At 67.8% G+C, this 13,420-nt stretch carries 12 protein-coding genes; 8 read left to right on the top strand and 4 right to left on the bottom strand.

The window, feature by feature from the left end:
• Positions 1 to 562: 562 nt before the first annotated feature.
• Positions 563 to 1,216: a response regulator gene (locus HLA98_RS08630; RefSeq protein ID WP_049445872.1), complete on the bottom strand. Its 654-nt coding sequence runs from the start codon at positions 1,214 to 1,216 to the stop codon at positions 563 to 565.
• Positions 1,209 to 4,238 carry a sensor histidine kinase gene (locus HLA98_RS08625; RefSeq protein ID WP_057499339.1) on the bottom strand — a complete coding sequence of 1,010 codons (3,030 nt, stop codon included), beginning with the start codon at positions 4,236 to 4,238 and terminating at the stop codon, positions 1,209 to 1,211. Before HLA98_RS08625 ends, HLA98_RS08630 begins: the two co-directional genes overlap by 8 nt.
• Positions 4,239 to 4,334: 96 nt before the next feature.
• Here HLA98_RS08625 and HLA98_RS08620 point away from each other — a divergent pair, with 96 nt between their 5' ends.
• The 7 genes from HLA98_RS08620 to HLA98_RS08590 all read left to right on the top strand — a co-directional run bounded on the left by HLA98_RS08620 (position 4,335) and on the right by HLA98_RS08590 (position 11,117).
• Complete coding sequence (locus tag HLA98_RS08620; protein WP_049445869.1) at positions 4,335 to 4,667, top strand: hypothetical protein; 333 nt, start codon at positions 4,335 to 4,337, stop codon at positions 4,665 to 4,667.
• A gap of 50 nt (positions 4,668 to 4,717) precedes the next feature.
• A complete protein-coding gene (locus HLA98_RS08615; RefSeq protein ID WP_053091884.1) occupies positions 4,718 to 5,161 on the top strand; it encodes a helix-turn-helix transcriptional regulator in 444 nt (147 codons plus the stop codon).
• Positions 5,158 to 5,814, top strand: a complete 657-nt coding sequence (locus tag HLA98_RS08610) for a hydrolase (RefSeq protein ID WP_057499340.1) — start codon at positions 5,158 to 5,160, stop codon at positions 5,812 to 5,814. Before HLA98_RS08615 ends, HLA98_RS08610 begins: the two co-directional genes overlap by 4 nt.
• Before the next feature lie 2 nt (positions 5,815 to 5,816).
• Positions 5,817 to 6,242: a DoxX family protein gene (locus HLA98_RS08605; protein ID WP_057499341.1), complete on the top strand. Its 426-nt coding sequence runs from the start codon at positions 5,817 to 5,819 to the stop codon at positions 6,240 to 6,242.
• A 119-nt stretch (positions 6,243 to 6,361) separates the two neighbouring features.
• Positions 6,362 to 8,209, top strand: coding sequence for an amidohydrolase (locus HLA98_RS08600; protein ID WP_170272466.1), 1,848 nt, complete (start codon positions 6,362 to 6,364; stop codon positions 8,207 to 8,209).
• Positions 8,188 to 9,474 carry an alginate export family protein gene (locus tag HLA98_RS08595; protein ID WP_057499343.1) on the top strand — a complete coding sequence of 429 codons (1,287 nt, stop codon included), beginning with the start codon at positions 8,188 to 8,190 and terminating at the stop codon, positions 9,472 to 9,474. Before HLA98_RS08600 ends, HLA98_RS08595 begins: the two co-directional genes overlap by 22 nt.
• A complete protein-coding gene (locus HLA98_RS08590; protein WP_057499344.1) occupies positions 9,468 to 11,117 on the top strand; it encodes an MFS transporter in 1,650 nt (549 codons plus the stop codon). The genes HLA98_RS08595 and HLA98_RS08590 overlap by 7 nt, the downstream gene beginning before the upstream one ends.
• A 112-nt stretch (positions 11,118 to 11,229) precedes the next feature.
• Here HLA98_RS08590 and HLA98_RS08585 read toward each other — a convergent pair whose 3' ends face one another.
• Positions 11,230 to 12,054 carry an alpha/beta fold hydrolase gene (locus HLA98_RS08585; protein WP_057501683.1) on the bottom strand — a complete coding sequence of 275 codons (825 nt, stop codon included), beginning with the start codon at positions 12,052 to 12,054 and terminating at the stop codon, positions 11,230 to 11,232.
• 186 nt (positions 12,055 to 12,240) lie between these two features.
• On the opposite strand from HLA98_RS08585, the gene HLA98_RS08580 reads away from it, so the two are divergent.
• Positions 12,241 to 12,627: a hypothetical protein gene (locus HLA98_RS08580; protein ID WP_057501684.1), complete on the top strand. Its 387-nt coding sequence runs from the start codon at positions 12,241 to 12,243 to the stop codon at positions 12,625 to 12,627.
• 69 nt (positions 12,628 to 12,696) lie between these two features.
• Here HLA98_RS08580 and HLA98_RS08575 read toward each other — a convergent pair whose 3' ends face one another.
• Positions 12,697 to 13,410 carry a DUF2968 domain-containing protein gene (locus HLA98_RS08575; protein ID WP_057501685.1) on the bottom strand — a complete coding sequence of 238 codons (714 nt, stop codon included), beginning with the start codon at positions 13,408 to 13,410 and terminating at the stop codon, positions 12,697 to 12,699.
• Positions 13,411 to 13,420: the final 10 nt, after the last annotated feature.

Genomic DNA, 13,420 nt, shown 5'->3' with positions numbered 1-13,420 from the left:
TGGAGGCAACAGCAACGGCGGGGTTCCTGTAGGTGGGCGGGGTGGGTCCGGTTGCGGGGGACGCCGTAAACCCCGCTCCGCGGTCCGGTCCAGCCGCTGGCGGCTGGGCGTTCGGGCGCTTGCGAAGCAATGCTTCGCAAGCAAAGCGCCCTCACCCATGTAGGCTCGGTCGCGGCATCCATGCCGTGGACACCCCCGCAACCGGACCCACCCCGCCTTCGACAGTTTCCTGCGGTCTGTTGGAACGGCTCTTGGGGTCAGATCCGTTTTCCGGAGGAAAACGGATCTGACCCCTGATTGATTTCGATATCTGACAGAAGTGTCAACCAAGGTCGACACCCACCGACAGCCGCAGGAATCTGTCAGAGGTGGGGCGGTGTCGGAGTGCGGGGTGTCCGCGGCATGGATGCCGCGGCCAAGCCCCCATGGAGGGGTTCACGGCGTCCCCGCACTCCGACACCGCCCCACCGTCCCAGGGAAAGCCCGCTTTTGCTGTTGAGTTTGCCGGCCCGCGGCCGGCACTACCGCGGGTGCAGGGCTGCAAGCCCTGCCGAACAACCCTTCAATCGTGACCGCTGTCGTCCAGGCTGATGATCCCGCGCCGCAGCGCCTGGGTCACCGCATGCGTGCGATCGCCCACGCCCAGCTTGTCCATCAGGCTCTTCATGTGCGCCTTCACCGTCTGCTCGGAAATCTGCATGCGCTCGCCGATGCGCTTGTTCGACAGGCCACCGGCCACGTGCCGCAGCACCTCGGTCTCGCGCGGCGACAACCGGTCTTCCACCACATGCGCGGCGATGCTGGCCGCCACCGCCGGCGGAATCGGTGCGCGCCGGCCGCCAGCGACCATGCGGATCGTATCGACCAGCTCGTGGCGCAGCATGTCCTTCAGCAGGTAGGCACTGGCGCCAGCCTGCAGCGCCCGCACCGCACGTACGTCACCGCGGTAGGTGGTCAGCACGATGATGCGCGCACGCGGATCCATCGCGCGGATCCGCACGATGGCTTCCACACCGTCCAGGCGTGGCATCTGCAGGTCCATCAGCACCACGTCCGGCTGCAGCTGCTGGTAGCGTGCGATGGCTTCCTCGCCATCGGCGGCTTCACCGAGCAGGCGCAGGTCGGAATGGGCGCCCAGCAGGGCAGCCAGGCCGTCACGCAGCAGCGGGTGGTCGTCGACCACCAGTACGCCGATCGGGGCAGGGGTTTCAGTCATGGCTTGTTCTACTCCAGGGCCAGCGCCAACGTGATGGGCGGCGTTGATACAGGCGCCGGGTGGGAACTGCCAGCGCGACTTCGGTTCCCAGCCCGGGGCGGGTCCACAGTTGCAGTTCCGCACCGAGGCGCTGCGCGCGCTCACGCATGCCCTGCAGGCCCCAATGGCCATGCCCGGCATTCTCGTTGGCGATGCCGACGCCATCATCGCGCACGTGCAGCAGGAAGCACCGCGCGCCATACGACAGCTCTACTTCAATGGCGCTGGCGTTGGCATGACGCAACGCGTTGCGTATCGCCTCACGCCCTATCAGGAACACTTCTTCGGCCGCATCGGCCTGCAGCAGTGGCGTCGCACCTTCCACGGTCAGGCGCAGCGGATTGGTGCCGTGCCCGGCGTATTCGGCGTGAACATCGGCCAGCGCCGAAGCGAGGTCGCGGCCCACGAAGGGTCCCTCACGCAGGGCATTGACCCGCTCGCGGCCCTCGGCAAGGTTGCGCTCGGCCAGTTGCATCGCCGCCTCCAGCTGGCCGCGTACCGGCGCCGGGGTCTGGGGTGACTGACTGATGGCGTGCAGGCGCAGGATCAGGCCCTGGCTGCCCTGGAGCAGGGTGTCGTGCAGGTCGCGTGCGATGCGTTCGCGTTCCCCATTGCGTTCCTGCAGGCGTGCGCGGAACAGCGCAGCCAGCTGCCCGCTGCGGATGCGCACCGCCATCATCAGCAGCGCGAGGATCGCGGCGGCGCACAGCAGCTTGAACCACACGGTCTGCATGAAGGTGGGCGCGATGCGGAAGCTGCGGCTGGCCGGGGAGGTGCTCCAGATGCCGTCTTCGTTGGCCGCTTCCACCTCGAACCGGTAATTGCCCGGTGCGAGGTTGGTGTAATACGCGCGGGTGCTGCTGCCGGCATCCTGCCAGCCGTCGTCGACGCCGGAGAGGCGATAGCGGTAGCGGTTGCGCTCCGGGCGCGCCAGTGACAACGCCACGTAGTCGATCTGCAGTTGGCTGGTACCGGCGGGAAGGCGCAGGCCATCGCGCAGCGGCTCGTGCTTGCTGCCATACAGCACCTCGCCGATGCGCACACTGGGGGCCATCGTATTGACGTGCGAATGGGTGGTGTCCAGCCAGGCCAGGCCCTGGTTGGTGGCCAGCCATAGCAGGCCGTCGTCGGCCAGCGTCGCGGTGGCGATCGGTCCACTCTGCAGGGCAATGCCAGGCATGCCGTCGATCGCGTCGAACAGGCGCGGCGTGACCGGCAGTCCGGTGCGCAGGGCACGGCGCAGCAGCCCGCTTTCCATCCGCACCAGGCCACGGCTGCCGTTGAGCCACAGGTGGCCATTGGCATCGGCGACCATGCCGGTGATGCCTTCCAGGACGCCGGCCATGTCGGTGCGCACCGGAACGAATCGTCCATTGCCCAGTCGCGCAGCCAGCCCGGCTTCGCCGGCGACCAGCAGAATGTCCTGGTGATGCAGCATCGCGGTGATCGGCCCCACCGACAGGCCCTGGCTGGCATCGAAGCTCTCGATGCGGTTCGCACTCATCCGGCGCAGGCGGCCGTCGGCATAGCCAAGCAGCAGCTGGCCATGGGCATCCAGCGCCAGCGATGAGCAGGCCTGCTCGGGCAGGCGAACCTCGCGCTGCCATTGCCCATGCAGGTAGTGCAGGACGCCACGCTCACCCGTACACACCCAGGCCTGCTCGTCGTCGGGGAACAGCAGCGCATGCAGCGGTTGCCCGGTGAACGGCGGCGGCAGCGGGATCAGCGAGACGTGGCCGGCTACCGTGCGCGCAAGATTGACCCAGTCGAACTGCCAGATCGGCGTGGGTGCCTGGCGCGCGGCGGCCTGCAGCTGCGTGGCGCTGCCATCCAGCAGGGTGCGCCGCAGATCGTAGGGCTTGAGGTCTTCGCCGTAGCCATACACGCGGCCATCGCTGGCCCGCACCAGCGAGCGGTAGGGATCGCTCGGGCCCACCGCCAGGGTGTGCACGCTGCGTGCGCGGAAGCGGTTGAGGCCGAGATTGGTGCCGACCCAGAGATTGCCTTCGCGATCGACGATGATTGGTACTGCCGAGGTGGCGGTCAGGCCGTGCGGTGAATCGAAGCGCTCCATGCGCACGGCACGGGTGCCGTCGAAGGTGATGCGGGCGACGCCGCCGTGCGGGCTCATCGTGGCCCACAGCGCACCATCGGCAGTGAACTGCAGACGCGCGGCGACCAGCTCCGGAAGACGCCGCGCTTCGCGTTCGCTGGCCGCCAACAGACCCTGCGCATTGGCCAGCGGCGAGGTGCCGCGCACCCGGTCGGCCAGCCACACTTCGCCCTGCGGACTTTCGGCCAGCGTCGCCATCTGCGAGACGGCGATGCCGGTGTCCTGGAAGGCGGTCTGGCCGGCTGCACGCATCCAGACCTTCAGGTCGGCCAGGACCCAGAAGGTGTCCCGGCTGTCGTGCAGCACCCACTGCACGCGGCGCTCCGGCAGCCCGGCACTGGCCGGCAGTGGCTGCCAGCGCTGTCCGTCAAAGCGGCGCAGCCCGCCGTTGATCGCCGCCCACAGCCGGCCCTCGCGATCCTGGCTGAAGTGCGGCACCACACCGACCGGTACTCCCTGTTCGCGGCCATAGCTGTGCAGCTGTCCTTGCGCGAACCGGCTGATGCCCGCCTGGAAATAGCCGATCCACAGGGCGCCATCGCGGCCCGGTGCCAGCGTGACCATGTTGGTGGACGGGAACTGGCTGCCGACGGGCGCCGCCTGCCGTTCGAAACGACGGCCATCGAAGCGGTACAGGCCCGAGCCCGTGGCCAGCCACAACAGACCGTCGCGGTCCTGGACAATGTCCCAGATGTCGCCGGGCGCACCCTGGCCGACGCGCCAGGCCGTGTGCTCGTAATCGGGCAGTCCGCCGCTCACCGGCGGGCGCTGCACGGCAAGGGCGGGCAGGGCGGTCAACAGCAGCAGGCACGTCAGCAGCGTCGGCAAGCGACACAGGAACGGGAAGGGGCGGCCACGCATGGCGCGCATTCTGGCAGGTGTGGGGCAACCCAGGGTGACCCGAACGGGGTAGGCGGCGTGCGCCGACGTCGGCTATCACGCCGGCATGTCCTCTGGAGCCCCGCCATGCAACGGCTGTTCGTGATGTTCCCTGATCGCGGTCCGGGCCTCGGTCTGCTGTGGCTGCGGCTGTGCCTGGCCACCGCGCTGTACACGCCTGGCACGCATGCGGGCGGATGGTCGGCGATGTGCCTGCTGGCAGTACCGATGCTCATGCTGGGCGTGTTGACGCCACTGGCGGCGCTGATGGCGGCCGTGGGCATGTTCGCGCAGCAGGCGCCGTGGTCGCAGGTGGTGCTGCCGTTGGCGCTGTTGATGCTGGGCCCTGGCGCCTATTCACTGGATGCACGCTTGTTTGGGCGGCGCCTGCTCGGCCGCCGGCCTCCCCCATTCGGGTAGGTACTGGCCTCGACCGACGGGGGTAGGGCATCGCGCAGGCGCCACGCACCATGGGCCACCCCCTCGCGGCGTCCCGCATGGCCACCATTTTTCCGCCTGATCCGCCCGCCGCATCACTGGCACCGCAGCAGGCCGCCGCGTTGCAGCGCGCCCTGCGCTATGTCGATGAGCACCTGTCGCAGCCGCTGCGGGTGACCGAGCTGGCAGCGGCCGCCTGCGTCAGCCGCTTCCATCTGGTGCGTCTGTTCCGTACCGGTACCGGTGCCAGCCCGTTGCGCTATGTGCGCCGGCGGCGCATCGAACGTGCACGCCAGCTGCTGCCAGACGCGCAGCTGCCGATGTCCCGCCTGGCACAGCAGCTGGGCTTCTTCGACCAGAGCCATTTCGTCCGCAGCTTCCGCGCGGAGACCGGCTGCAGCCCCGGCCAATACGTTGCCGGCGATGCCGCCCTGTTGCACCCCCTTGATCGTGTTTCCAACGGAGTCCACCCATGAGCCTTGCCACCGCCACTCCCGCCCCGGCGCTGCTGTCGCCGATCGACCACGCCCTGGTGCTGATCGACTTCCAGTCGCAGATGGCGTTTGCGACCCACACCATCGACATCTCCGCGCTGCGCAACAACGTGTCGCTGATCAGCAAGGGTGCCAAGGGCTTCAACGTGCCGGTGGTGCTGACCACGGTCGCCGAAACGTCGTTCTCCGGCCCGATGTTCCCGGAACTGCCGCAGATCTTCCCGGGCCAGACGGTGTTCGACCGCACCTCGATGAATACCTGGGAAGACCAGCCGGTGATCGATGAGATCAACCGCATCGGCAAGCGTCGCCTGGTTGTTGCGGGCTTGTGGACCAGCGTCTGCATTGTCGGGCCGGCGCTGTCGGCGTTGGCGCAGGGTTTCGAGGTCTACGTGATCACCGATGCCTGCGGCGATGTCAGCGAAGAAGCGCATGAGCGGGCGATCACCCGCATGGTTCAGGCCGGCGCGGTACCGATGACCAGCGTGCAGTACCTGCTCGAACTGCAGCGTGACTGGGCACGCGGGGAAACCTACGACCTGACCACCGGCATTGCCCGCGACCACGCCGGCGGCTACGGCATCGGCATCCAGTACGCCAAGCGCATGTTCGGCGCGCAGGAAGGCGGGCACTGAGCATGCTGGCTGGCCATGGCCTCGACCTGGCCCTGCTGATGCTGCGCGTGGCGGCAGGAGGCTTCCTGCTGCCGCACGCGCTGGGCAAGCTGTTCGGCTGGTTCGGTGGACCTGGGCTGTCCGGCTTCGCTACCGAGCTGCGTGCCTTCGGGCTGCCAGCAGCGGCACCGCTGCCGCTGTTGCTGGCCTTGCTGCAGGTGCTGTCCGGGCTGGCCGTGCTGCTGGGATGGCAGACCCGTATCGCTGCACTTGCGGCGGCCGCCTTCATCGGCTTCACCGTCCTGTTGGCCCTGCCCAAGGGCTGGTTCTGGATGCGCGGCGGCTGTGAGTACCCGTTGATGTGGACCACGGTACTGCTGGCCATCGCGCTGGCCGGGCCCGGCACCTGGGCACTGGACGTCCATCGCCTTCCGGGAAACCTCGCATGAGTCACGATCCCCTCGATCACGGCCGCCGCAACGTGGTGCTGGCCAGTGGTGCCGCTGTTGCGCTCGGCCTGGCCGGCCGCGCCGCTGCCGCACTCGATTCCACTTCCAAGGAACGTCGCATGAGCACGCTGGTCATCCGCAATGCCCGCATCACTACCCTCGATCCGCAGCAGCCGCATGCGCAGGCGTTGGCTGTGCAGGAGGGGCGCATCGTTGCCGTCGGCAGCGACGAGGAGATCATGCGCGGCTGGGGCAATGAAGCGACCCTGATCGACGCCCAGGGCAGGCGCCTGCTGCCCGGCCTCAACGACAGCCATACCCACCTGATCCGTGGTGGCCTGAACTACAACCTGGAGCTGCGATGGGACGGGCTGCGTTCGCTGGGCGACGCTCTGGACATGTTGAAGGCCCAGGTCGACCGCACGCCCGCACCGCAGTGGGTACGCGTGGTCGGTGGCTTCACTGCCGCGCAGTTCAACGAGAAGCGCCTGCCGACGCTGCAGGAGCTCAACGACATCGCGCCGGATACGCCGGTGTTCCTGCTGCACCTGTACGACCGCGCGCTGCTCAACCGTGCCGCGCTGCGCGCGTGCGGCTACAGCAAGGACACGCCGGATCCGCCGGGCGGGCAGATCGTGCGTGATTCGCTGGGCAACCCCACCGGGCTGCTGCTGGCCAAGCCCAATGCGCTGATCCTGTATGCCACGCTGGCCAAGGGCCCACGCCTGCCGATCGAGTACCAGGCCAACTCGACGCGCCACTTCATGCGCGAACTGAACCGGCTCGGCATCACCTCGGTGATCGACGCTGGCGGCGGCTTCCAGAACTACCCCGAGGACTACCAGGTCATCGAGCAGCTGCACCGCGATGACCAGCTGACAGTGCGCATCGCCTACAACCTGTTCACCCAGAACAAGGGCAAGGAGGTGGATGACTTCCGTGGCTGGAGCGAGATCCTGCAGCCGCGCCAGGGCGACGACCTGCTGCGCCACAACGGTGCCGGCGAGATGCTGGTGTTCTCGGCGGCCGATTTCGAGCTGTTCAACGAGCCACGTCCGGAGTTGCCGCCGGAGCTAGAGCCCGAACTGCATGATGTGGTGAAGCTGCTGGTGGAGAAGCGCTGGCCGTTTCGCATCCACGCAACGTATGACGAGAGCATCACCCGCATCCTCGATGTGTACGAACAGGTCAACCGCGAGGTGCCGTTCGATGGCCTGCACTGGTTCATCGACCACGCCGAAACCATCACCCCGCGCAACATCGAACGTATCCGCGCGCTGGGTGGTGGCATCGCCGTACAACACCGCATGGCCTACCAGGGCGAGGCTTTCGTCGAGCGCTATGGCGTGCAGGCCGCGCGGCATACGCCGCCGGTCAAACGCATGCTGGCCGAAGGCGTGCCGGTCGGTGCCGGTACCGATGCCACCCGCGTAGCCAGCTACAACCCCTGGGTGGCGTTGTCCTGGCTGGTGACCGGGCGCACCGTGGGCGGGCTGGCCCTGTATGGCGATGAGAACCTGCTCGAACGCGAGCAGGCGCTGCGCCTGTGGACCCAGGGCAGCGCCTGGTTCTCCGGCGACGAAGCGGTGAAGGGCACGCTGAAGGCCGGTCAGCTGGCCGACTTCATCCTGCTCTCGGCCGACTTCCTGCGTGTGGATGACGCGCAGATTGCCGACATCACCAGCCTGCTGACCGTCGTCGGCGGCCGCATCGTGCATGCCGACGGCGACTACGCCGGGCTGGCGCCGCAGCTGCCGCCGGCGATGCCGGACTGGTCGCCGGTCAACCGGTTCGGTGGCTACCACGTCGGCGGTGCCGCCACCGGGTTGGCCGCCGCCCATCGCCACCATCACGGCGTGGCCTGCAGTACGCACGGCGCTCACGGTCATGCCGCACGGCATGCGGCGCCCACCGATGACCTGACCGCCTTCTGGGGCGCGATGGGATGTTCGTGCTTCGCGTTCTGAGCCTGGCGCTGCTGGCCGCGCCATCGCTGGCGCTGGCCTGCGAGGGGGGCCGCTGCAGTGATGCTGGCAACGGCCAGCTGCAACTGGACGCCTCGCTGCGCCTGCGTGGCCTGTACTACGACCCGACCCGGTTCGGCATCGGCAGCAGTGAAGATGGCTACGGCCTGCTGCGCGCGCTGGCCTCGGCCACCTATGCGGAGGACAGCTGGCAGGCGAAGCTGCAGCTGGGCGTGCATGCCGAGAATGGCAAGGCAGGTGGAGCCGGCCGCACCGACCGCGGCGCGCTGGATGTGCAGCAGGCGTACTGGCGCTGGCAGCGCAGCGGCTTCCACCTGCAACTCGGTCGGCAGGAAGCCGGCTACGGAAGCTCGCGGCTGTTGTCGGTGCGCGATGGGCCGAACATCCGCCTGGCCTTCGACGGTGCGCGCCTGGGCTGGAAGGGCCGCCTCGGCACGTTGGATCTGATGGCACTGCGACCGGTGGAGAACCGGCCGGGTGCCTTTGATGATCGCGGCGAACACGGTGCCCACCTGTGGGGTGCCTATGCCGCCACCTCGGCACGCGGGCAGGGCGCGGGACAGTGGGATCTGTATCTGCTGGACTACCGCCGCGAAGGCGCACGCTTCGCGGCAGATTCCGGCACCGAGCGGCGGCAGACCGTGGGTGCACGCTGGTTCGGCCAGGCCGGTGCACTGGACTGGAACAGCGAGCTGGTGGCGCAGGGCGGTGAACTGCGAACGGCCGTCGGCACGCTCGATATCCGCGCCTGGACGCTGGCCACCGATACGGGGTGGCGCTGGACGGACCTGCCGTTGCAACCGCGGTTGGGGCTGAAGGGCGACATCGCCAGTGGCGATGGCAATCTGCATGACGGCCATCTGGGCACCTTCAATGCGCTGTTCCCCAAATCGGCCTACTTCAGCGAGGCCAGCCTGCTGGCCCCGGCCAACCTGATGGACCTCCAGCCAACCTTGACCCTGCGCCTGCACGACGCGGTGACGACGGAGCTGGGCGTACAGATGGCCTGGAAGCATCGGCGTGCCGATGCGGTCTACACCACGCCGGCACCGCTGGTGGCGTTGCCGGGCAGCGCCGGTGGCGCGCGCCGCATCGGTAATCAGTACAAATCCGAAACCCGCTGGCAGGCCAGCGAACACTGGCAATGGCAGCTGCAGCTGGCCTGGGTCGATGCGGGTCCTGCGCTGAAGCAGGCCGGCGGCCAGGACACGCTGTTCGCCTCGATCGTTGGAGCATGGCAATGGTGAACGCAACCGCGTCGCAACCCCCCGCACAGGCCGCAGGTGCCTGGTCCCCGCTGAAGATCCAGATGTTCCGTTCGATCTGGCTGGCAATCCTGGCCAGTAACATCGGCACCTGGGTCAATGACGTGGCCGCCGCCTGGGTGATGGCCGAACGTACCGGTTCGCCGTTGATGGTGGCCCTGGTGCAGTCGGCCACCACCATGCCGATCGTACTGCTGGCGCTGGCCGCCGGAACGCTGGCCGACATCGTCGATCGCCGCAGGTACCTGTTGGCGACCCAGGCCTGGATGCTGCTGGTCGCCGCCGTGATGGCGACGTTGACCGCGCTGGACATGCTGACCCCGCAGCTGCTGGTGCTGCTGACCTTCTGCATGGGTTGCGGTGCGGCGATGGCGATGCCGGCACAGGCCGCGATCGTGTCCGAACTGGTGCCGCAGCCGATGCTGGCCTCAGCGGTGGCGCTGAACTCGATCGGCATCAACATCGCGCGCTCGATCGGCCCGGCCATCGGCGGCGTGATCGTCGCCCAGCTCGGTGCGGTCTGGGCGTTCGGCTTCAACGCCATCACCTTTGCCGCAATGCTGTTCGTGGTGTGGGGTTGGAAGCGTGACCCGAAGCAGTCGAGTCTGCCGCCGGAGGGCTTCGGTGCTGGACTGAAAGCGGGCCTGCGCTACGCCAGCCGTGCGGGACGCCTGCAGGCGGTGCTGATCAAGTCGGTGGGCTTCTTCTTCTTTGCTGCGGCGATGAACGCGTTGCTGCCGGTGGTGGTGCGTGGGCAGATGCACGGCGGGGCGGGGCAGTACGGCATGCTGCTGGGCTGCATCGGTATCGGTGCAGTGGGCGGGGCCTTGCTGCTGCCGAAGCTGCGCGCACAGTTGGATCGCGACCTGCTGGTGCTGCTGGCCACGCTGTCACTGGCGCTGAGCCTGGTCGGGCTGGCACTGACCCGCAGCTGGTACGTGCTGCCATTGGTGATGCTGATCAACGGTTTTGCCTGGATCACCGTGCTGTCGTCGCTGCAGATCGCCGCGCAGACCGCGGTGCCGGCATGGGTACGCGCGCGTGCGCTGGCGTTGTACATCATGGTGTTCTCCGCTGGCATGGCGGCCGGTGGCCTGAGCTGGGGCGCGCTCGCACAGCGTACCTCGCCGGAACTGGCGCTGCTGGTGGCTGCCGCAGGTGCGGTGATCGGCGGGCTGCTGGTATGGCGCGTGCGCATCGCCGGTACCGAAGACCTGAACCTGAGCCCGGCCGGGCACTGGCCGGCGCCCGAGCTGTCGGTGCCGGTGTCGAACGATCGCGGCCCGGTACTGGTCACCCTCGAGTACCGCATCGATGATGCTGATCGCGCCGCGTTCCAGACGCAGATGCGCGCGCTGGGCGCGATCCGTCGCCGCGATGGCGCGGTGGTCTGGGGTGTGGTCGAGGATGTGGCCAGCCCCGGCATCCACCTGGAGTATTTCGTGACCCCGTCGTGGCTGGAGCACCTGCGCCAGCACGAGCGCATCACCGCCGATGACAGGGCGATCCAGGAAATACTGCGGGAACTGCATCGCGGTGAGCGCGCACCGGTTGTACGCCACTTCGTGGGTGGGCATGATCCGCTGCCGAAGACCGGGGTCCCGCACCACCACAGTGATATCTGAAAAAAAGGGGACGGAGGGGATTAAGTCGTTTGTGCACAAACGACTTAATCCCCTCCGTCCCCTTTCTGCGACCGAAGGAGCGGCGGCACCATTACGGTGCCGCCGCGGCACATCAACTGCGTGCGAACGCCAGCAGGTCGGCGTTGAACTGGTCGGCGTGGGTGATGGTCAGGCCGTGCGGCGCACCGGGGTACACCTTCAACTCGGCGTCCTTGATGATCTGCGAAGACAGCTTGGCCGAGGCATCGAACGGCACGATCTGGTCGTCATCACCGTGCACGACCAAAGCCGGCACATCGATCTTCTTCAGGTCCTCGGTGTAATCCACTTCCGAGAACTCGTGCACGCAGTCGTACTGACCCTTGACGCCACCGAGCATGCCCTGCAGCCAGAACGCATCACGCATGCCCTGGGTAACGGTGTTGCCGTCGCGGTTGGCACCGAAGAACGGCGTGGTCAGGTCCTTGAAGAACTGCGAACGATCGCCACCGGTGCCCTTGCGGATGCCATCGAAGACCTCCAAGGGGGTGCCGGCCGGGTTGGCATCGGTCTTCAGCATCAGCGGCGGCACGGCGCCGACCAGCACCACCTTGGCCACGCGCTGGCTGCCATGGCGACCAATGTAGTGGGCCACTTCGCCGCCACCGGTGGAATGGCCGACCAGGATCGCGTCCTTCAGGTCCAGCGTCTCGATCACCGCGGCCAGGTCATCGGCGTAGGTGTCCATGTTGTTGCCGTCCCAGGTCTGGCTGGAGCGGCCATGGCTGCGACGGTCGTGGGCGATTACGCGGAAGCCGTTCTGGCCCATGAACAGCATCTGCGGGTCCCAGGCATCGGACGACAGCGGCCAGCCGTGGGCGAACACGATCGGCTGGCCGGTACCCCAATCCTTGTAGAAGATGCGGGCGCCGTCGGCGACGGTGACGAAGTTGCTCATTGCAGGTTCCTTGGCGGAAGGGAGGGAAGGCGCTGGCAGTCATGCCGGTGCCTCCGGCAGTACAGCGCAGCGCCCGGCCGACGAATTGCACGGCTGTGCTGGATTGCACCGGATGTGACGCGTATCGCTCTGGTACCTAGCCGTTCCGGCATCGAGGATGGCGGCAGCCCTGTCGAGGAGCCTGTAATGTCGAATGCGTGTTGGCGCTTGTTGTGGTGCCTGCTGCTGGCCACGGGGGCGCATGCTCAGACCAACGTCTACAAATGCGTGGACGGGGCGCATCCGGTCTATCAGCAGACGCCGTGCCAGGGGCGTGCGGAATGGCGCTGGGAGGTGCCGGCGGAACCACCCTCAACAGGTGCGACGGCGGCCAAGGCGGCGAGCCCGACCCCAAGACGTGCGCGCGTGGTGCAGCAGGGGCGTGCGCGGGCTGCGCTGATACCCATCAGCACGGATCCCACCGCCTGTGAGCGTGCGCGGCAGCAACGCGGGAAGGTGCTCGCCAGGGCCAAGCGCCTGGACTTCGTACAGCGGCGGCAGCTGGATGACGCGGTGTACGACGCGTGCCGCTGAATCCAGGAGTGCCAGAAGCGACAACGGCGCCCAAGGGCGCCGTTGTCAGCAGATGCCAGGTGCTGGATCTCAGCGACCGTCGCTGGCCGACGCCGGTGCCGGCGAGGGCACGCTGTCCGGCTTGGGCAGGCTCAGCTCCGGGTTGCCCTGTTCGGCCTGCAGGATCTGGATGCGGCGCTGCAGGGAATCCAGCTGGCTGTTGGTGCTCTGCACATCGCTGCTCAGGCTGACCGCCTGCTGCTGGGCCTGCTGCAGGGCAGCACTGACCTGGGCCGACTGTGCCTGCTGCTGTTCCATTTCCTGCTGCAGGGTGCGCAGGCGTTCCTCGTTGTAGGCCACCAGGCGCTCGGTATAGCGCTTGCCGGCTTCCAGGCGCGTGGTGTCGATGTAGACCTGGGCCAACTGCTCGGACTGCTGCGCGAAGGTGCGGTAGACACGCTCGGCGTTGTCGACGGCGTCGGTCTTGATCACCCGCCAGAAGTTCTTCTCCTGGAACAGGGCGACGTAGTAGGTCAGGGTGTTGGCATTGAACAGCAGGCTGGCGCCGTAGTTGCCGTTGTAGGTGGTGCGCAGCTCGGTCAGCTGGCGCGCATCCATCAGCTGCTTGAGCTCATCAACGGTGTTGCGCACCACCGGTGCGGTGCGCGAGGCCGGCTCTGCGGCTGCTTCGCGATCGCCACGGGCAGCCATCGCCGCCGGTGCCACCAGCATCATGGCCACGGCCAGCAGTGCCGCGCCGCGCGCGTGCCGGGCGAAGACCGCGCCCCCTGAAGTTTCTCGCATGTCTAGACCA

This window comes from Stenotrophomonas africana, assembly GCF_013004645.1.
GTDB classification, from domain to species: domain Bacteria; phylum Pseudomonadota; class Gammaproteobacteria; order Xanthomonadales; family Xanthomonadaceae; genus Stenotrophomonas; species Stenotrophomonas africana.
Note: the sequence above shows the minus strand (reverse complement) of the source record. Positions and strands in the feature narration are given on the sequence as shown.